We start from the raw sequence: 21860 nt of genomic DNA, 5'->3' as shown, positions 1-21860 counted from the left end.
ATACAAAAAGTAAGAAGAGGCTCTAATGATGAACCAGACCTACACTGCGGTTCTTGCGGATGATGAACCTTTACTGCGTCATCATCTCAATAAGCTCTTGGCTGAGTTGTGGCCAGCGCTTGAGATCGTGGCCAGTGCGGAAAATGGTCAAATCGCTTTGCAGGCAATTGAACAGCATCAGCCTGATGTGGTTTTTTTAGACATTCGGATGCCTAAAATGGATGGCATCGAAGTGGCTCGGCGTCTACTTCAACAGCCTAAAGTCCCGTTAGTGGTTTTCATCACCGCGTATGATGAGTACGCAGTCAGTGCCTTTGAAACACATGCTATCGACTATTTGCTGAAGCCACTTTCGTCTTCTCGACTAGCGAGTTGCTGCGAAAAATTGCAGCAACAATTGCGGCGTAACGTGGCTCCAAGCAATGATTTGGCACAGTTGATGAGCCAATTTGAGCAACTTACTCGCACTGTTAAACCTCAATACCAGGTCTGGTTAAAAGCCAGTAAAGGTGAGGAGATCCATCTTATTGCCGTAAATGAGTTGCTCTACGTGAAAGCGGAGGATAAGTACCTCTCTTTGTACAAAGTGCATGGCGCGACAACGCATGAGTATTTGTTGCGTTCTTCTTTGAAAGAGCTGCTTGCGCAGCTCGATCCCAACCAGTTTTGGCAAATTCACCGTTCTATCGTGGTCAATGTCGGAAAAATCGATAAAGTTACCCGTGATTTTGGCGGCAAAATGTGGGTGCATATTGATAGACTTCAGCTACCCGTGAGTCGAGCACTGCAGCACCTATTCAAAGTCAGTTAAACCGATAGCACGCCTGCCTATTTTTCTCTCCACTCTCCTACTGTCTAACAATTAATTCGCAAGAGTACTTGCGAGCCATTTCACAATTGAGACTTTCGCTATTTAGCTTTCTTGTTAGTAGTTATTTAGTTATGCATCGCTTATAACTTAAGCAGGAAGTTTAGTTACAAAATCATAATCACGATTCCAAATAAAAATATCCCCTTCTTATTGGTATTGCTGTGAGCAACACGGCTGCAGTTTCAAATTGAAAGGGGCCAATTTATTACCAATTATTTACCGCGAGAAATGGGGGCAGTATGCAGTCTCAAGTCGTCACTCAACCTGTAACAGTCACAAGTTTGTCTGGCAATGTGGTTGTTGTTAATGCGCAGGGCCAAGCGCGGATTGTGAATGCAGGGGATGTTCTGCAACCAGATGAAATTATCATTACGGTCAATCAATCTGCGATCGAACTGCAAACAACACAAGGTGGTGTGCAGATTGATGAGAACTGCGTGGCGTGTTTGCCAGAGTTCTCAGCAGATGGACAGCCGGAAGTGCAAGCTGCACCCGTTCAAGGTCAAATCAACCTTGATTTAGCGCAATTGGATACGGCGAATTTTGATGAGCAAGCTATCGCGGCGATTCAGCAGGCGATTTTAGACGGTGTCGACCCAACCACCGCATTAGAAGCCGCCGCGGCAGGCGCTGGTGCGGGTGGCTCGGCTAACGGTGGTGCAATTACCATTGACTATAACTTCTTAGAAGTGCTTGCCAGTACCGCCTTTGATACTCAAGGCTACAACCAAACGTTTTCGACAACTCAAACTTTGGTTAACCCACTGCGTTTTGCCGCGGGTGGTGAAAGCCTGAGCACGCAAGTCACCGAAGGGTCGCTGTCACTTGGCACTTATCCGCAAACGTCTACGGTGACCAGCTTAATTACGGCAGGTAGCCTCGCGCTGCTGCCAGCCTCTTTTGTGCCTGAAGCGGCTTTTTTAACCTCGCTGCTTGCCGAGCTCAACCAAGACATTACCTCTTCCGGGCAACCTGTAGTTTTCCGTTATGATGCCGCGACCAATAGCATTATTGGTGAGCAAAACGGTAGCACGGTATTGAGTATCGCGATTAGCGCGGAATCGATAGGCCGAGATGTTAATCTCACCATCACAACCACTCTCAGCCAGCCGATTGACCACTTGCCTTCGGTGGGGGGCGGTTTGGTCTCTATCAGTGGTGATCAAATTTCAATTGCACTCCAACTGACGGGAACCGACAGTAACGGCAACGTGATCCAAGCTCCGATTGATGTGGTTGTGGCCATCAATGATGGTAGTGCGCCGGTGATGGTCGATGAACCGACCCTCAGCTTGAATGAAAATGATCTACCCGCGGGATCGGATGGCGCGGATCCACTGACTGTGTCTGGCCAGTTTGATACTCAGTTAGGTTCCGATCAGGTTGCGTCTTATCAAATTGATCCCAGCACTGCTAATCCTATCGCTGGGCTGACTTCACAAGGTGACGCGGTCATATTAGGTGAGCCAACTCTGATTGATGGCAACCGCGTTTATCAAGCTACCGCGGGCGGCCGTGATATTTTCCAACTGACGCTCAATGCCGACGGCAGTTACCAGTTCGTATTACAAGGCACTCTGGATCATGCTGCCGGCAGTGATGCATTGACCATTAGCTTGCCAATTGTCGCGATAGATTACGATAACGACAGCTCAGCACCGGGTAATTTGAATATCGAAATTCAAGATGATAAACCGATCATTATCGGAGCCGAGCAGCTTACCGTCGCAAAACAAACCTTAGATACAGGCTCGATCGGTGGTGGCGCGAGTTTGGTGGCCGATGGCAATTTTACTACCACTCAAGGCTCAGATGGTGTGGTGTCTTATCGTTTAGACAGCCTAACGGATTCCGTAGCAGGTATTACGTCAGGTGGTGTCGCGGTGACATTGAGCGAATCGGTTGATGCTAACGGCAATTACACCTATACCGCGACGGCTGGCGGTGAGCCAGTATTCACTCTGCTGCTCAACCAAGATGGGAGCTACCGCTTTACCTTACAAGGCTCACTCGATCACGCGCTCAACAGCGATGAGTTGTTGGTCAATTTCACCGTAGTCGCAACTGATTTTGATGGTGATACAGCAAGCATAACCTTGCCAGTGACAGTGAAGGATGACAAACCCTATTTCACCAATGTCACCAGTTTGAACGTTCATGAAAACGATCTGCCGCAAGGTTCTGATGTGACGAAAGAACCACTCACCGCGAGTGGTCAGTTTGAATTAGTGCAGGGCTCGGATCGCGTAGCGAGCTTCACGCTCGATAGCAGCGTCAATCCTGTGCAAGGCCTGACGTCGAATGGCGTGGCGGTGACGCTGTCAGCGCCTGTCGATGATGGTCATGGAAATCTCACTTACACCGCGATGGCGGGCGCAGTCACCGTCTTTACCTTGACCCTGAATACCGATGGCACCTACAGCTTTACGCTGGCAGCGCCGGTTGACCATGCGCTCAATAGCAACGATTTAACGCTCAATTTCCAAGTGATTGCCACCGATTTTGATGGTGATAGCGACAGCATCGTGTTGCCCGTCAAAATCAATGACGACAAGCCTTACTTCACCAATGTGCAGGGCTTGTACGTACACGAAAACGACTTGCCACAATGCTCGGACACCGACAAAGAGCCCGTGACCGTTAATGGTCAATTCCAGTTGGTGCAAGGGGCAGATACGGTCGCGAGTTTTGCGCTCGATAGCAGCGTCAATCCAGTACAAGGGCTGACATCCAATGGCGTGGCGGTGACGCTGTCAGCGCCTGTCGATGATGGTAATGGCAACCTGACTTACACAGCGATGGCAGGCTCAGTTACCGTCTTTACCTTGACCCTAAATAGCGATGGAACTTACAGTTTTACGCTGGCGGCACCGGTTGAGCATGCGCTGAATAGCGATAGCTTGACACTGAATTTCAAAGTGATTGCCACCGACTTTGATGGCGATACGGCGAGCATAGTGCTGCCAGTCACAGTATTAGATGACCAACCATCGGTGATCAGTGCGCAAGCCTTGTCGGTCAACGAAGATGATTTAGCCACTGGTACAGATCAAAGCAAAGAATCAACCACCGCCAATGGTCAATTTACAACCACCCAAGGTGCAGATGGCATTGCCCATTATCAGATTGATACCAGCACAAGTAGCGATACTGGGCTCACTTCACAAGGTCAGCCTGTGGTATGGGGCGCGCCTAGCATAACTACAACCAGTAGTGGTCAAGTCTATACCTATCAAGGTATCGCCAATGGTGTGGTGATCTTCACCCTAGTGCTAAGAGCCGATGGCAGCTACAGCTTTACTTTAAATGGCGCGGTGGATCATCCGCTCAATGCCAATGAGCTAACGCTGAATATTCCAGTACTGGCGCAAGATGCGGACGGCGATACCTCACCGATCACCTTGCCTGTCACTATCGTCGATGATGTACCGATCCTGCATGATAAAAATATCGCGCTGCAAGAGGGCTCAGTGGCATCGTCGGTGAATCTATTCTCGCGTGACAATAACTTAAGCCCAGATACACAAGGTGCAGATCGCGGAGTGATTACTCACTTTAGTGCAGTAGACGAAGCGGGGCGTGATATCCAGTTCCGTGAAGGCAGTGTGCTGAGTAATGATATTGAGCTCAATGGCGCCGCGAAAACCGTCACTGTGGTGGAAATCGTTAATGGTGTGAGCCGCGATCTTGGTACGTTAACCATTCAACCTAACGGAACGGCCACTTTCACTCCAGTTACACAGTTGGATCACACTGATGGAAACGACATCAAATTTACGGTGGATGTGACGGCGACCGATTACGATCACGATACCTCGACGGAACAGCTCAACATTACGATTTCCGATCACAAAGCGACCATTACTCAGCAGAAATTTACGGGCTATGAAGACCAAGGCCACGATGCGGCGCTGAACTTGGTGCCTGCGGGTGAGCAAAGCAATGCGCAAGATAACTTGGGTGGATTACCGGTTGAAGCACTGAAACTCGCCTTGCAGGTCAACCTGTATGATGTAGACCAAGGGGAAAGCTTAGGTGAAGTCTCGATTTGGAATCCAAACCAGATCCGTGGCGATTTCTATTATTTGGATAGCGCCAACCAGCTAGTGAAACTGGATGTCGATCCGGCAAGCGGACATGTTGTGCTGCCTGCCGCACTGTTGCAACAATCGATCAATGGCACTATTGCCACGGTCGAAAACCTCTACTTTGTGCCGGATCGTCACTACTCGACAGGCAATGGAGGCATGAATGCCTCAGTGAGTGTGGAAATTTTGCACAATGGTGTGCGTGATCATTTCACCAACGGCAACATGCGCATCGAGATTGAAAGCGTAGCGGATATTGCGACTTGGAAGAGCAGCAGTGAGTTTCACTATGATGCGGTTGAGGATGGCAGTCATGTTAGCCTCAACATCGCAGCGGAGACTCAAGACAACAGTAATCCTGAAGCGATCACCTACCAGATTCGTTTTACTGAAAATGGCGCAAACGCCAACTTGGTGTACAGCGATGGCTCCCTGATCCCAACCAAAACTGATGCTAATGGTACTTACTATGAAGTGCCGGCTAACAAGATAGCCCAAGTTCAGGTCGATCCGGCGGATAACTTCGCAGGCCAAATCAAACTGGATGTCACGGCCATCACTAAAGAGTCCACCAATTACGTTGCTGGCAAGCAGACGGCGCAATCAGAAACCAAAGAGATTGTGATTGATGTTGCGCCAGAAGCGGATCGCGGCAGCTTTACCGTTAATCGTATTTCGATTTTTGAAGATAACGCTTCCAATCAAAATGCGGTTGACCCGAGTGTTGAGCACGATCCTCTCCTGCTCAGTGAAGTGATTTCTATGACTGGCTCAAGCGATGCGGATGGCTCAGAAGCGCTATTCGTTCGTCTGTCCGATTTTACGGATACGGGCGCCACTTTGGTGTGGTTAGGCTCTGGCCCAAGTCCGATCACGGTTGGAACCTACCCTAATGGCGAAACTTATTATGAGATCCCGCAGAGTGCGCTATCTCAGGTTGAGGTTCTACCAACGAAACACAGCAATGAGAATTTCTCATTCGTGGTCGAAGGGATTGTGAAAGACACGGTTAACCTATCAACCGGTCAAGTGCAGGATATTGAATCGCTAGGCAGCAAAACCGTCAATGTCACGGTGAAAGGGGTTGCCGATCTCCCTACGATTGAGTTTCTCAATGGTAATACGCAGTGGCAAACCTTCAATGATGGTGTGCAAAGTGGCGTGATCACTACGGTGAGTGAAGATAGCCGAGTCGATCTCAACTTCAGCATCATTTCTGGTGAAATCGCGGACAGCCCGACGGACAGTTCAGAAACCATTTCGGTACTGCTCTCGAACATTCCGGACGGTGTAAAGCTGTTTGACAGTGACGGTACGAGCGTCGATTTGGTGTTTGCCGGCTACGACAGCAACCATAAGCCGATTTATCAAGCCAACTTGACGGTCGCTCAGGTAGTGACAGGTATTCAGGTTCAGCCAGTGGCATCATCGACAGCCAATATTGATATCAAGGCAACGGTGATTGTGACTGAAAATGATGGTCATGTTCGCCAAGTGGAAGAGACGATCCGTATTTTGGTCGAGCCGAAAATTGATGTGACCGAAAACTACCACAATGCCGTGTCTGGTAATGAAGATGAGCGTATTCATGTCACTTGGGTACCACAAAACACGCCGGGGAATATTCAAAACCCCGATGCGCAAGAGTACTTCAGCCGAGTTGAAATCTCTGGCTTCCCAGATGGCAGCCGAGTGTTCGTCAATAATGTGGAAGTGACCTTAGTTAATGGCGTGCTGGTACTTGAACCTGTAGCAGGGCAATCGGATCTCGATTTCTCAAATCAGGTTTCCGCGGCGGGCTACATTCAGGTCATCCCTCCGCACAACTCCAGTACCGACTTCACTTTGAGTACGGCGATTACCGTAAAAGAGCAAGACCACGAGTACGTGAATGCGGGTAATCCGGGCCAAGGTATTGCCGAGGAAGTGATCCACGGTTCGATTGGCGTGAAAGTGAACCCGATCGCTGAGCCGGATGGACAGCTTTTGGTCGAAAACGCGGGCAGAGTAGCCCAAACCGTGCAAGCCGATGCCAATGGCAAGATTGATTTCACCATCAATGATGCGAGTGGCGGTCAAGCGGGGGCGAATGTGATTCGCTTTGATAACCTTGATAGCAACACCGCAGGCAGTTATCAGTCCGATGAGTTAGTGGATCAACTGGTGGTCAGCTTTGGCAACGTACCACAGGAGTTATTGAATCAACTGCTGATCACCGGCGCCATCAACAACGGTGATGGAACATGGACAATCACCAACGAAGCCGATTTCAGCATCAAAGCGCCTAATGGTCTGGTGTACAACAGTAATAACGACCCGGATAACAACGGTTTCAACGACATCAAGATCACCATCACTGCTAAAGTCTATGACCAAGGTGAAGACAGCAGTGAAGTGAAAATCACCAAGCAGGTGAGCACAGAGTTAACCTTGAGTTTCCCCACCGTGGTCACGGGTAATAACAGCGTTGCCGCGCAGCTCAACTGGGTTGGCGATGCCGATGATTTGGTGATTGGCAAAGAAGATAACGCGGTGGACTTGGGGCAACAGATCCAAGACAAACTCATGGTCAATGCGACCGGTTTTGATGCGGTAGCCGACGAACTGAGTATTGTGATTAACGCGAGCGATCTGCCTGCTGGAGCCTCGATTGGTGGGCAAGATTTCAACTTTGTTGATGGTCAATATGTATTTAAAGGCACGCTGAATCCTGATGGTTCAATTTCTGGATTGGAAGGACTGGTGCTGATCCCACCGCGCGATTTTGCGGGGGATTTTAAGCTGCCGATCACGTTTGTGACGACAGATACCCAGTCGGGTGATGAGAAAACATTGACGGCGCAAGTGCCTGTCGCGATCTCTCCGGTTGCGGATGTACCCAGCAGCAGTGGCGATCAGCCACTCGATAATCATGTGACCCCAAGCATTACACTGAATGTGCAAGAGACACTGGGACTGGATGCGAACCATCAACCGACCGATTTGGCGAACGATACCCCAACGCAAGACGGTATCGCCTATGAAGATGGCATTGTGCACCTCAATCTCGCGATTGGCTTGGCGGATAGCCTCAATGGCAGTACGCAAGGCCAAGAAGTGTTAACCGAAGTGACACTGACTTTGAATGACACCAACTCTGGTGTCTTCGTGGATGCCAACGGCCAAAGTTTGGGAACCAGTATTACGCTCACTCAAGCTGAGCTACCGGCTGCACTCGGCGAAATTTACTTCAAACCAGCGCCGAACTATCCAAGTGGTAACGACATCAATACCGTGGGAATTACTGTGACCGGAAAAGTCACTGACAGCACCGTATTTGATGAAACCAACGCCAGTTCACAAGGTGTGAGCAGCAGCGATGCAGATAAAACTTTCACCTCACAAGTGAGCTTTGAAGTGAAACCAGTGGTGGATGAGATCACGATTGGTTCTGGTAGTCCGATTTCGGTGACGGGAGATGAAGACAGTTGGATTGCCCTTGCCGATCAAGGCAATGCGTTCAACGTCAGCCTGAATGACAATGATGGCTCGGAACAATTTGTTTCCTTGGTTCTTACTGGACTGCCGACCGATTTCCTCGTCAAGTCACTGTCGAGTGACTATGTGGTGAAAAATAACGGCGGCGGCGAGTGGAGCGTGCAAATCCGCAATCCAAACTTAACCAGCTTGGATCTATCCGCACTGGCGATTAAACCGGCCAAAGATTTCAGTGGCGAAGTGCAATTGGGGATCAAAGTATTTACCCAAGAATCATTGCTTGGTGAACCCGTTGAACACACAGGGCAGTTCACACTCAATGTAACGCCTGTTGGTGATGATGTGGATATTGCTCCGATAACGAATGTTGCTGGCAATGAAGGTCAAGCGATTGACATCAGCCTTGGTGCGCAAATTCTCGATAAAGCACCAAGCTTACCGGGTGGGGCGAATTACACCGAAAACAGCCCAGAGACTTTGCGTGTTGAGATCTCCGGTGTGCCGGATGGCGCATCCTTGAGCTTGGCGGATGGTACTTTGGGAACACCTCTTGGTGGCGGCGTTTGGGTATTTGAAATCAATGCGCAGCAGCTTGATAAAGTGGTGTTCAATTCCGGCGATAACAACCAACTGAATTGGAATGGCAATCTGCATTTTAAAGTGCAGTCCGTGGATACCGGATTGGCAGGCGATCAGCACCTTGGCAGTGCGCAAGAGTTTGATGTGCATGTGGATGTGACGGCGGTGAACGATCGTCCTGAATTGATTAACGTGCAGGATCAAGTGACGGAAGAAGATACACCTCTACTGCTCGATAGCTTTACGTTGGCCGATATTGATGCCCAGTTGGATGACCCGAATGCGGATTATACGCTGCAAATCGGTGTGAATAGCGGCGTGCTGATCATCGACTCATCGCTCAGCAGCGGTTTGACCATTCAGGGCGATGGTACGGGGGCGCTTTCCATCACAGGTAACGTGGCCGAGATCAATGCTGCGATTGGCGCTGGCTTAGTGAAATTCGTCCCATCACCGGATTTTTATGGTCAGGTCGCCGTCACGCTTAACGTGAATGATAACGGCAATGCGGGGAGCGAAATCGCGGGCGATGCATCAACCGCGCACGATAACAGCGCGCAGTTTGTGATTGATGTTACGGCTGTCAACGACAAACCCGAAGTGGATGGCATCCACTTGACCGCTCAGATTGATGAAGCGTCAGGGCAAAAACTGACTGGCATTACGGTGTCTGATGTGGATTATGCCGGATCACACACGAATGATGTGATGAAAGTGACACTGAGTATCAGCGAAGGCATTTTGAGTGTACAAGCGCCCGCAGGCAGCTCAGTGGCCGTCAGTTATGCCTTAGATGGCAGTGTGATCCTCGAAGGCAGCCCAGAGGCGATTAACGCGCTACTGAACCATAGTGACTCCGCTTACGGCTTATTTGTGGATGCAGCGGCTATCGCAGGGACGCAAATCAATCTCACCGTGACGGCGCAGGATATGGGCGTCTACTTCGAAAATGCCTCAGGTATGGCATTGGAAGAGAGCAAAACCTACCCGATTCAGGTCAATCCGGTGGCTAACGCGCCAAGTTTGAGCATGAATCCTGCCTTCGGTTATGCCCAGCAGATTTATGCTAATCAGAGCGTGAGTGCACAAGGGATTGCTCTTTTAGGCGCGATTGCGGCCTTAACGGATTTACATGAAACCTTGAGTTTGCGTGTCGATCATCTTCCAGCGGGAGCAAGCTTAAGCAGCACGGCAGGCTCAGTGACCGATTTAGGTAATGGTCGCTGGGAAGTCTCTCCTGATGCGCTAGAAAGTCTCAAAGTAGTCGGTTTGGAGGAGGGAGTACACACCTTGTCGCTTACAGCACTGTCTACCGAGAGTGATGGTAGCAGCGCACCTTCCGCAAACAGCATCGATTATCGGATTGAGATTGCGGCAGATGGCTCACTGCTGGATCATCGCAGTGCAACCGATGATAGCTTGCTGGTGGCGGACAATAGTGGCATGACGCTGCTCTCCGGTAGCGGTGATGACTTTGTTCAAGGCGGTGCGGGTGACGATGTCTTGGTCGGTGGTTTAGGTGCTGACATTTTGGTCGGTGGCACGGGCGCAGATATGTTCAAATGGACGCTCGACGGAGTCGACGATAAAGTTGACCGTATCCGTGATTTCAATGTCAGCGAAGGCGATAGCATTGATCTGATTGATGTGGTGCAGGACCTCGGTAACCACTTAACCATGGAACAACTGTTGAACAACTTGAGCGTGTCTAATCAATTGACCGCGCAGGTGGTGGATAATGATGTCACCTTGCAAGTCACGACCGATAATCAGGTTCAACAAACCATTGTGATCGAAAACCTCGCGACTCAAATTGATTTCACGGGAATGAGTTCATTGGACATTATCGGCACCTTGTTAGATCTGAATTTGTTGCGTCACGACTAACGCTCCATTTTACGACTGAATCATCAGCCCCTTCTTCTAGGGGCTGATTTTTTCTTCTCGCGATTTTTCTATTCCCCGTTTCCTTTCCTATACTTGGGAAAACGCGGTTCTCCTTCGGATAGAAAAACGTATGAATGACAAAGTGCTTGAGTCGGTTATTGAAATTACTGAGCAGAAAAATTCGCTGGCACTCAGTTACAGTATTTTGGCGACCTTGTCTGAATTGTTACCGCTCTCCACGGCGACCTTATTTCACCATCTTGGACGTTCAACCCTTATGGTGGCACGTTTAATGATTACCAAAAATGCTGCAGGTAAAAAGGAGTACCAGTGGCAATACGACCAAGTATGTGCCGACAATGGTTACCAGCACTCTCAATCGGAAATGGCGTTTTCCCAACAAGTGAATGGCCAATATCAATGCTTTTGCCCGATTCCGATAGAAGAACACTTTTCCGCAGAGCTGTGCTTAATCCTCAATAAAGATCCTGAACCTTATCGTATGTTGATCAACGGATTTGCGAAAATTTACCGTAATTACACGGTGATTTTGCATGAGAGTGAACGCGATAAGCTGACCGGATTACTCAATCGTCGAACGTTAGAAGACCGATTGCGCCACACCTTTGCCATCAATCCCTCGACAGAAGAGAATCACAAACTCTGGATCGCGATGTTGGATATTGACCATTTTAAAGCGATCAATGATCACTTCGGACACATGATTGGTGATGAAATTCTGCTTATGTTCGCTCAGCAGATGCAGCACTATTTCGGACCGTCTTCTCAACTATTTCGCTTTGGTGGTGAAGAGTTCGTGATTATTTTTTCAAGCGGTAATGAGCCACAAATCAAGCAACAGTTGGATGGCTTCCGTCAACAGATCCGACGCCATAACTTCCCGAGAATCGGTGAACTGAGCTTCAGCGCTGGTTTTTGCTCACTCAGGCCGGGTGACTATTTACCTACCATTCTCGACCATGCCGATAAAGCGTTGTATTACGCCAAAGAGCATGGCACGAAATCAGGTGCACTGCTATGAACAGCTGTGTGAGAACGGTAAAATTGCCAGCGCGCAACGGCCATTTTCTGATGACGTTGAACTTTTCTAAAGCGGTGTTTCCCTTCTTACTCTTACCTACCAGTCCACACCATTAGATTGTTTGCACCCGAGCTTGCCATGGCCGAATCAGTAGCACAAAGACGCCCAGAGCGTATAGCATTGACCACCCTAAACAGAGAAACACTCCAGCACACAGAACCAAAGCTAAGCCAGCAAGGTGTTTACTCCACCCCGTCAGAAGTTTGAATGCGGCTAACATCGCCAATAAGTAAACCAAGACAAAGATACCATTCGCCAGCTTGAGGAAGAATTCGAGATCAAGCCCAGTCAAATGGCCAATAAAGCAAGAAGCAAACAGTACCACTCCGACGAGTAACGTTGCGTGTGCAGGAACCCCCCGAATCGAGACGCGAGCGATCGCACTTTCAGGACGATATTCTCGTGCTTGTGCCCACACCATGCGCGCTAAGCTTTGGGTGTAAAGGTTCAGACTGGCAAAACAGGCTAAAAAGCCAATCACACTGATCATGATTGCCCAGCGAGTGCCAAACAATTGGTCACTGAGCCAAGGAATCGCGCCACTATCAAATTGAGGAGTGCCAAAGGCACCAAATTTCAGTACGACGACGGAACACGCCCAGTAGGTCAATCCAGCGACAAAACTGCCGATCAAAATCGCCAATGGAAAATCGCGTTGCGGATTACGAAACTCTTCTCCCATATGGGCAAAAGCCTCAATGCCGACAAAACACCAGAACATGACTGCCAGCGCGGCTCCGATCGAAACCCATCCTTCCTGTGTTAATGCAGGCATGACCAAATCTTGCGTGGTTACTTCACCACGCCACCAAAAAGCAATCACCAAACTGAAAATGGCCAACGCGATGAGGGTTTGTAAACGGCCTGATGACTTAGTACCCGCCAAATTAACCCCAACTAAGAGCAATATAGTTAGAGTTTGGGTCAGCAGTGGGTTAGCCAAAGGCGCTGGGAGTAAGGCTTGCAGAAAACTGGCGGCGAGCGTGACTGCCGCAGGAACGCCCACAGGAATAACGCTGAGAAACAACCATGCCACTGCACGTTCAAGGCGTGGATTAAATGCTTGGCGTACAAAGTAAGCGGTGCCCCCCGCATTGGGGTAACGTTTACCTAATTGCGCAAAGGTCAAGGCGATCGGGCAAATCGCAACAAACAGCAGCAGCCATGCCCAGAGTGAGAATACACCGGCGATCCCTGCGGCAATCGCTGGAACCATAAACAGCCCGGTCCCCATTAACGTCGTGGAAAGTTGAGCAATTCCTGCTCCCAGAGAAATATCCTTTTTCAGTTGATTCACTTTACGCCACCTGCACAGAATTTGAGCTTTAGCATACTCCATTCCATAAGGTCTTTCACTGAATAAACATTCACTCAAAAATCATTCAATCAAAATTCGAAGTGATATTTATCGCTCATTTATCTATATTTTCCCTTCATTTGCTTATATTGTTGCTCGCTCAGTCTTTGGTTTTAGGAGCTTGCATGACACTGACAGTGTGGTTATCGCTATTTACGATTTGTATTTTAGGGGCGATGTCGCCGGGGCCGAGTTTGGCTATGGTGGCTAAACACAGTTTGGCAGGGGGACGTAAGAACGGCTTAGCAGCTGCTTGGGCTCATGCGTTCGGGATTGGGGTGTATGCCTTTATTACCCTGATCGGATTGGCCGTCGTACTGCATCAATCTCCTGTGCTGTTTAAAACCATTAGCTATGCGGGTGCCGCCTATCTTGCCTACTTGGGCTGGAACGCTTTGCGTTCAAAAGGTGGGGTCGCGGCTAAGTTAGAGTCGGGCGAGTCGGTCAGCGTATGGCAATCAGCTAGAGAGGGGCTACTGATTTCTCTGCTCAGTCCTAAGATTGCGCTGTTTTTTATCGCGTTGTTCAGTCAATACGTCGCGGTAGGCTCGGATTTGACCAGTAAGGCGGCGATTGTCATCACTCCCTTAGTGGTTGATGGTCTTTGGTATAGCTTCATTACTCTGATTTTATCTTCGCCTCGTTTACTCGATAAATTGCGCGCCCGTGCCGTGCTCATCGACAGGCTGTCTGGCCTGGTGCTGATTGCGTTAGCGATCCGAGTGTTGTGGACGGTGTAACTCATTTCATTAGGGTTTGAGCTGACCTCAAACCCTCTCGTCATCTTGTTAACGGCGTGGCGAGATCTCTTCACATTCCCCTTCAATCACATTGGCATGAGGCTGATAAGTCGCGGAAGATTTGAATTGAAACGCGCGTGCTTTGAGCTGTTTTTCTAAACGTTTGCCTGTGATTAACGCTGCGATAGTCAATGGAATCGCGAGCAGCAGACTAAAGATCAAAGCGAACACACCAGTAATCAGTGACAGTAAGGTGATCAGGAATCGGTTCATAATGGTTCCTCCAAGTAACAGAGCCACCTTACCCTGAACCAGATTAATCGAAAATGAACAATGTTCATTTTCACCATAACAGGACAAACTTGACGTATTTCTGACCTAAAGCGGGTGAGTCGGTACAAAAAAGCCGCCCACATCAGTGAGGCGGCAAGCTTGAGGGAGAGGTCGGTGTTGCTCATCGCGAAGCGATCAGCGCAGCACGACTTATGGTTGTTATTGTTTGACCCATTCCACCTGCCACGAGACTATCGAGCTTCGCTGCACGCAGTTTGGGTCTGTTGTGGAGACGGTGATTTATTGAGCGGGATAGGTCGGGTAACGCACACCCATCATCTGTTCCATGCAATGTACCACTTGGCAGCTATAACCAAATTCATTGTCATACCAAACATACAGAACACAACGGCTATCTTGTGCAATCGTTGCTGTGGCATCGACCACGCCCGCATAACGTGAACCCACCAGATCGCTGGAAACAATTTCAGTCGACTCGGTGTAATCAATTTGTCCTGAGAGTGGAGAATGGGTAGCCATTTCTCGCAAGTAAGCATTCAGCTCTTGCTTAGTCGTGGCATGAGCTAAATTGAGATTGGCTATCGCCATCGACACATTCGGAGTCGGTACGCGAATCGAATTACCCGTCAGTTTGCCAGTTAACTCAGGCAGCGCTTTAGCAACGGCTTTAGCCGCGCCTGTCTCAGTAAGCACCATATTGAGTGATGCGGCTCGACCACGACGCTCACCTTTGTGGAAGTTATCGATCAGGTTTTGATCATTGGTAAAAGAGTGGACGGTTTCGATGTGTCCAGAAGTAATGCCGAAACGGTCATTCACCGCTTTTAACACCGGAGTAATCGCGTTTGTGGTGCAACTTGCCGCTGAAATAATGGTGTCTTCCGGCTGAATCACCGATTCATTGACCCCAAACACCACGTTTTTAATATCGCCTTTACCGGGCGCAGTAAGCAGAACCTTACTCGCTCCCGGAGAGGCAAGGTGCTGGCTTAAGCCTTCGCTGTCGCGCCATACGCCCGTGTTATCCACCACCAAAGCGTTATGAATGCCGTAAGCGGTATAATCGACATCTTGAGGGGAATTCGCATAAATGACGTTGATGAAGTTACCGTTTGCGATCAGCGCTTTACGCTCTTTATCTATAGTAATACTGCCGTTGAATTGACCATGAACCGAGTCTCGACGGAGCAGACTGGCACGTTTTTCAAGATCGCCCTCTTTTCCACCACGTACAACAATCGCCCGTAGACGCAACGGATAACCTGCGCCGCTCTTTTCAATCAGTAAGCGAGCGAGTAGACGGCCAATTCGGCCAAATCCATACAGCACCACATCTTTGGGCTCAATAGCCTGAGCGGGTTGTAGTGCGGCGTCTAATGCGGTGTGCAGAAAATCATTCAAACCATGCTCATCGTCATGTTGCTGCCAATACTGGCTGGCAAGTTGGCCAATATCAATTCGGCAGGGGGCTAACTCAAGCGTCGATAACTGCTGCACTAAGGGTAAGGTCTTATCGAGTGCCAAAGGCTCACTTAAATAGCGCCGAGCGACACGGTGAGTCTTAATGATGTCGATCGTGGTCGCATTAATCAGGGTTTTACCGCACAACACGGCTTCAACCCCTTTCTGGCGATAGAGTTGACCAATTAAGGGAGACAGGGTTTCTGCAAGGGTTTGGCTTTTTTGCCAGTCTAGAAAGTAGTTCTCTGGACTCATGGTTGACTTGGGACCTTTCACGTTAGAGTTAATTCCCTCGCTGGGCATCGCCACAGCTTTGAGAGAGTGTTGATACAGATTATTTTTATACACACTTAAGTAGGGGGAGTGTGCACCATCCTATAATGCTTTCTACTCGAAGCCGCAGCAGCATGGGCTAGATTCATTGACCCTGAGCATAGTGTTTATCTATACCCGTTTATCTATCCCCATAGTGATGAACTCACCTGCTGCTTATCTGCAACGCCAAGTGGTTTGGGATATCCGATTTCGGCATACCCAAGCGGATGGTTGTTATTTTTATGTGGCGCGATTGTAAAGTTGTGATCGTTTTTCTGCTAGGAAAAATAATGCATTGATATATCACGTAATAGTAGTGATTTTGATGAGTGTTTGGTCGATTTACCAAGGTTTAGTCAGGGTTGACATTGGCAGAGTTGGCGACTTATTTCGTTCCGATAATGACTAAGTTCAAAGTTTTTTCAGTGAGTAGATTTGCGTTTTGCAATTCAATGTGCAGTGCTTCGCGAAAATTGGCAGAATAAAGTGCTGGAAGGCGATCTTTGTCATCTGCGCATAAGAGAGAAAAAACAGCGGATAAAGTGGAAGCGGTGCGCTGCTACAAAAATCAAAAATGGGACAGCGGTGTCCCATTTATAAGTACGATGGTTGCTGGTTATCCCCTTACTACTTGAAGCTGCAGCGGTGTTGGCTGTAACTCCAAGTTGTTTGGGTATATCGCTTCTGTTTATGGATTGCTCGATTCTGAAGGCAGCTCAATCGTATTGATGTGCTTCAGTTCAACCAAAGGTAGCCAATGCACTTTAACCCCAGCTTGTAAGAACATGTCTTGGCTGACTTTGATCTTATCGCCCCAGCGTGACAGAAAATCTTCGGATTGCTCAGGGCAATGTACGGCAGAGATCCCAGTTTGGATAATTTTGGCCGCGCAATTAGGGCAAGGGAAGTGGGTGACGTAAATCTCACAGCCATCCAAATCACGCTTGGCAAACAAAATCGCATTCTCTTCTGCGTGCAGCGTTTTCAAATACTTCATATCACGGTCATCGGTGCTGGCACTGTCAGAGATACCGTGTGGGTAGCCATTGAAGCCAACGGAGACAATCCGGTTTTGTTTGGTGATCACAGCGCCTACCTGCGTGGAAGGATCTTTACTCCACGAGCCAACTAATTCAGCCATTTGGAAAAAACGTTGCGCCCATTTTGAAATCATGTCGTTGTTCCTCATTCATTCGCGACATTGGTCAAGCCATCGAGTACGTAAGCCCAATACATTACTCTCGCTGATACTATCCTGATTTTTGTGATAAGAGTCTATAGCCTTTCTCTACTTGAAGCATTTGTGGTCTTGGCTAGGCAAAGTCGTTTGGAGATCTCTCTGTTGTGAACACGGTGCTTTTCTTGGTTTGAATGAGTGGGAAAACTCTTGCGAGCGGTATCACAGAGTGTGCGAAGGGCGAAAAAGCAGAACCTTCTTGTTTTAGGATTTATCTTGTGCGAGATCTCTTACGTCTGATGTAAGAGATTTTAGCTTTTGATTGCAGACTTTAAATTTGTTTTGTTTTTATGTTATTGATTTATTTTGTTTTCTGTTTGAAATTGCCTATCGGCCAGTAATAAAAATGCTCAACAGCGCTTGCTGAAATACGCTCATATCGTAAATTCAATCCGTCAGCAGGAAGCGGACACGGAACAGGAAAGACCCAAGGATTGGTCATCTTCAGGACGAAGATTTCGATTGTTCAGGATGAATGGTCGGCAAGGAGAGCAAAGGACGTTAGCTGGACGCTTAATAACTAGGATGGTTATAAACGGAGAGTTAATGGACAACTTAAAGGACTAAGCGAGTTCTGTCAGGATGACAGAGGAAGGGACACCGCTAGGAAGGCGATGAAACGGATTGCGCTGAAGGACACAGCAGACTATCAAGGAATAGATGCAGGGAGCACCTATTAGTAGCGGGATTGCTGCGAGTGAGAACTGAACCCCACTAAGCTTAGGCTTAGTGGGGTTTTCTTTTTTAGCTTCGCTTTTGTCTCTTGGCATCTTTCCGTATGCCACTGTGCTAACATACTGGCGGTCATTTACTTTAGTGAGGTTCCGTTATGCAAGCGCAAGTCAAATGGGTTGAAGATTTTCGTTTTATTGGGTTATCTAATTCCGGTCATTCGATTGTGATGGATGGGAACGGTGGAGCGAGTGCTCCAAGTCCAATGGAAATGGTGTTGATGGCCGCAGGTGGATGCAGCTCTGTCGATGTTGTGGATGGCATGAAAAAAGCGGGACAAAAAATCCATGGTTGCACCGCGCAATTGTCTGCTGAGCGTCGTGATACCGCGCCGAAACTGTTCACTCAAGTCAATATCCATTTTGTCGTCAGTGGTGAAGATCTGGATCAAGAGATCGTAGCGCGCGTCACCGCTGATTCTCTAGAGAAATACTGCTCAGTATGTTTAATGCTCGGGAAAGGTGTTGAGATGACTCATTCGTGGGAAATCCGCACCGAGTAATCCTTTTCCTGCTTGACGTTGCAGTATGCCTCTCTATCCGTCTCGTGTTCGTCTATGCTGAACGAGGCGGATAAAGAGGTGTTTATCTCTCGCTTATCTTCTCTGTTACTCGTGTTTTAAGCCGTTTGGTTTTATTGATTTTGGGTGTACACCTATGAGTTTTTTCGAAAACATCTCGATCATCATGGCGCTGATTGCTGCCAGTTGTTTCTTTTCTATGTCAGAAATTTCTTTGGCTGCGGCGCGCAAAATTCGTTTGCGGCAGATGGCCGATGAAGGCGATGAACGTGCCGAGCGGGTGTTAGAGCTGCAAGCTCGGCCAGGCAACTTTTTCACTGTGGTGCAAATTGGCCTCAATGCGGTTGCCATTATGGGCGGTATTGTGGGGGAATCGGCGTTTACCCCTTACATCCGAGCGCTGCTGGAAGGATGGATTCCAGCCAATCTCCTGTCACAAGCGAGTTTTGTGCTCTCCTTTATGCTCGTAACCAGTATGTTTATTTTGATTGCGGATTTGATGCCTAAGCGGATTGCGATGGCGATGCCAGAGCGAATTGCCACCAGTTTGGTGGGAGGCATGCTGATTTGCATTACTTTGTTAAAACCGTTTGTTTGGTTCTTCAATGGATTGGCGAACTTGCTGTTTCGCGCTCTCAGTGTACCGACCGAGCGTAATGATGAGATCACCTCTGACGACATTTATGCCGTGATGGATGCTGGCGCAGAAGCGGGCGTGCTGGATAAAGGCGAGCAACAGATGATGGAAAGCGTGTTTGAAATGCAGAGCATTCCAGTGACATCGGCCATGACGGCGCGCGAAAGTTTGGTGTTTCTTAACCTCAGCGACAGTGAGGAAGTGATCAAGCAGAAAATTTCTCAGCATCCGCACAACAAATTCTTGGTCTGTGATGGGCAGTTGGATCAGATCAAAGGTTACGTTGACTCGAAGGCCTTGTTAATTCGAGTAATTAATGGTCAAGGAATGAATCTCAAAGAGAGCAATGTGGTCATTGGTTGTCCGATTATTCCCGATACGTTAAGCCTTTCGGAAGCGTTGGAGTACTTCAAAATTAACCGCGTTGATTTTGCGGTGGTGATGAACGAATACGCGCTTGTTGTAGGCGTTGTGACGTTCAACGACTTACAAAGCGCAGTCATGGGCACTTGGGTGCTTGCCGAAGGGGAAGAGCAAATCGTCGCGCGTGATGGCAACTCATGGCTAGTAGACGGGGTGACACCGATCACCGACGTGATGCGCTCCTTTGCGATTGAAGAGTTTCCTCAGCAACAAAACTACGAAACGATCGCAGGATTTATGATGTATATGCTGCGTAAGATCCCGCGTCGTACGGATTCAGTGGTCTATGCCGGCTATAAATTTGAAGTGGTGGACATCGATAATTACAAAGTCGATCAGCTTCTGGTGAGTCGCGTTGAACCTCTCGAACCTATCGTCAAAGAAGAATAGAGGAAACCGATTTGCTCTTATTTGCACTTTTCATTTACTGATAGGTGATTAACCATGTGATCCCCTTACGACTGGAGGCAGCATCGCCAACTGGTTGGGGGATAGCTGAGTAATGGACGTTCATAAATCACGGGGGAATGAAGATGAGCGAATTAGAAAAAATGCTCAAAGGTGAACACTTTGACGGCGCATCCGCGGAAATTGAGGCACTGCGCAGCCAAGCGGGAAGGCTCAAGCTCGAGATCAACCAAAGTCTTGATGAAGCGGAGCGCTATGCACTGCAACGTGAGCTGTTTGGTCATCTCGGTCATAAAAGTTGCGTACAGCCTCCTTTTCACTGTGAGTTTGGCAAAACCATTCGTATTGGCGATCACACCTTCATCAACATGAACGTGGTGATGTTGGATGGTGCACCCATCACGATTGGGGATCACGTATTAATCGGCCCGAGTACTCAATTTTACACCGCATCGCACTCTTTAGATTATCGTCGTCGCCAAGCGTGGGAAACCATCTGCAAACCGATTGTGATTGAAGATGATGTCTGGATTGGTGGAAATGTCGTCATTAATCAAGGGGTCACGATTGGTGCTCGTTCTGTCGTAGCGGCGAATTCCGTGGTCAATCAGGATGTTCCACCGGATACGTTAGTCGGTGGCACTCCTGCGCGTATTTTGCGCTCACTAAAAGATCCTGCCGAATCAATGGCAGAATGATCGCACGGCTTGGCGTTTTATCCCTCAACTGCTTGACGTGATAGGTAGGGAAGGGGTTACCACTTTGAGGTTTACTGTGAAACAGCAATTCATCACTCATAAACACACCTTGTATGGTGTCGCGGCCATTTTGCTTTGGGGAAGCCTGATGGCATTAACGCGTCGTGTTGCTGAGGAGTTTTCACCGATTGGCGGCGCGGCGCTAATCTACACAGTGAGTACGCTGTTTTTGCTGTTTGCGATGGGGATGCCTCGACTCAAAGCGGGATCGAGCCGCTATATTCTGATTGGCGGTGCGCTGTTTGTCAGTTACGAAATTTGCCTTGCCTTAGCACTCGGTATGGCGAGCGATCGCTTACAAGCGATAGAGATGTCGGTGATTAACTACCTTTGGCCAGCCTTAACCGTATTGATCGCGGTGTTGCTCAGTCAGCGTGCGGTTAGCTTTTGGGTTTACCCGAGCGTTGGTTTGGCTTTCGCTGGTGTCGCGTGGACTATTGTCGCCGAACAAGGCATTTCGCTCGCCGATTTTTCCGCTCGCATCGCTACCAATCCAGCGGTTTATGCTATGGCATTAACGGGCGCTTTTATCTGGGCGATTTACTGCAATGTAACCCAACGTTTAGCACGAGGGCAGAATGCCATCGTACTGTTTTTTGCCGCGACCGCTGCCACACTCTGGCTCCAATACGCTTTGAGTAATGAGCCGGCACTCTCTTTTACTGGGTCGAGCATGGGGACGCTGTTATTAACGGGCATTGTGATGGGAAGTGGTTATGCACTGTGGAATGTGGCCATTTTGCGGGGGAACATGTTGCTGCTGGCAACGCTTTCTTACTTTACGCCGGTTATCTCAACCTTATTTTCATCGCTGATTTTAGGGGTGGTCCTCGGGTTAAGTTTCTGGCAGGGAGTGATCATGGTGACATTCGGTTCGCTGATCTGCTGGTGGGTGACTCGCGAGTCGAGTTCATCAACAGGGGAGGTGCCTGAAACGCCTCCGCCGCTTAAAGAACAAAGTTAACATTCAGCCC

The 21860-nt window shown here is 48.7% G+C and carries 11 protein-coding genes and 1 pseudogene; 8 read left to right on the top strand and 4 right to left on the bottom strand.

Features of this window, described 5'->3' with window-relative positions; all coding sequences use genetic code 11:
• The first annotated feature begins 25 nt into the window (after positions 1-25).
• The 3 genes and pseudogenes from T411_RS0102210 (at position 26) to T411_RS0102200 (ending at position 12014) form a co-directional block, all read left to right on the top strand.
• Complete coding sequence (locus T411_RS0102210) at positions 26-811, top strand: LytR/AlgR family response regulator transcription factor (protein ID WP_000981879.1); 786 nt, start codon at positions 26-28, stop codon at positions 809-811.
• Positions 812-1110: 299 nt separating this feature from the next.
• A complete protein-coding gene (locus tag T411_RS0102205; RefSeq protein ID WP_001191816.1) occupies positions 1111-10902 on the top strand; it encodes a retention module-containing protein in 9792 nt (3263 codons plus the stop codon).
• 130 nt (positions 10903-11032) lie between these two features.
• Positions 11033-12014 (top strand): annotated as a pseudogene (locus tag T411_RS0102200) (GGDEF domain-containing protein).
• A 42-nt stretch (positions 12015-12056) separates the two neighbouring features.
• On the opposite strand, the gene yjeH reads toward T411_RS0102200, so the two are convergent.
• Positions 12057-13301: an L-methionine/branched-chain amino acid transporter gene (yjeH, locus tag T411_RS0102190; protein WP_001912395.1), complete on the bottom strand. Its 1245-nt coding sequence runs from the start codon at positions 13299-13301 to the stop codon at positions 12057-12059.
• A gap of 185 nt (positions 13302-13486) precedes the next feature.
• Here yjeH and T411_RS0102185 point away from each other — a divergent pair, with 185 nt between their 5' ends.
• Entirely contained in the window at positions 13487-14101 is a 615-nt protein-coding gene (locus tag T411_RS0102185) for a LysE family translocator (RefSeq protein WP_000176956.1), read from the top strand.
• A gap of 48 nt (positions 14102-14149) precedes the next feature.
• Here the strand turns inward: T411_RS0102185 and T411_RS0102180 are convergent, their stop codons facing one another.
• From T411_RS0102180 to T411_RS0102170, 3 genes are all read right to left on the bottom strand, one after another.
• The gene (locus T411_RS0102180) at positions 14150-14374 is read right to left on the bottom strand and encodes a hypothetical protein (RefSeq protein ID WP_001079005.1); all 225 of its coding nucleotides are present in this window, start codon (positions 14372-14374) and stop codon (positions 14150-14152) included.
• 300 nt (positions 14375-14674) lie between these two features.
• Positions 14675-16111: a glyceraldehyde-3-phosphate dehydrogenase gene (locus tag T411_RS0102175; protein WP_001912394.1), complete on the bottom strand. Its 1437-nt coding sequence runs from the start codon at positions 16109-16111 to the stop codon at positions 14675-14677.
• Positions 16112-16859: 748 nt separating this feature from the next.
• On the bottom strand, positions 16860-17345 hold the full coding sequence (locus tag T411_RS0102170; protein ID WP_000624159.1) for a dCMP deaminase family protein: 486 nt from the start codon (positions 17343-17345) through the stop codon (positions 16860-16862).
• 892 nt (positions 17346-18237) lie between these two features.
• Between T411_RS0102170 and T411_RS0102165 the strand changes: the two genes are divergently transcribed.
• The 4 genes from T411_RS0102165 to yddG all read left to right on the top strand — a co-directional run bounded on the left by T411_RS0102165 (position 18238) and on the right by yddG (position 21850).
• Complete coding sequence (locus T411_RS0102165; RefSeq protein WP_001148883.1) at positions 18238-18642, top strand: OsmC family protein; 405 nt, start codon at positions 18238-18240, stop codon at positions 18640-18642.
• 154 nt (positions 18643-18796) lie between these two features.
• Positions 18797-20110 carry a polyamine export protein PaeA gene (gene paeA / locus T411_RS0102160; protein ID WP_000007489.1) on the top strand — a complete coding sequence of 438 codons (1314 nt, stop codon included), beginning with the start codon at positions 18797-18799 and terminating at the stop codon, positions 20108-20110.
• A 143-nt stretch (positions 20111-20253) separates the two neighbouring features.
• On the top strand, positions 20254-20826 hold the full coding sequence (locus tag T411_RS0102155; protein WP_001292091.1) for a sugar O-acetyltransferase: 573 nt from the start codon (positions 20254-20256) through the stop codon (positions 20824-20826).
• 76 nt (positions 20827-20902) lie between these two features.
• Entirely contained in the window at positions 20903-21850 is a 948-nt protein-coding gene (yddG, locus tag T411_RS0102150; RefSeq protein WP_000813131.1) for an aromatic amino acid DMT transporter YddG, read from the top strand.
• Positions 21851-21860 lie beyond the last annotated feature (10 nt).

Origin of the sequence: Vibrio cholerae ATCC 14035 (genome assembly GCF_000621645.1) — a bacterium.
GTDB lineage: Bacteria > Pseudomonadota > Gammaproteobacteria > Enterobacterales > Vibrionaceae > Vibrio > Vibrio cholerae.
The sequence above is the reverse complement of the archived record's forward strand: the minus strand, read 5'-3'. Positions and strand labels throughout refer to the sequence as shown.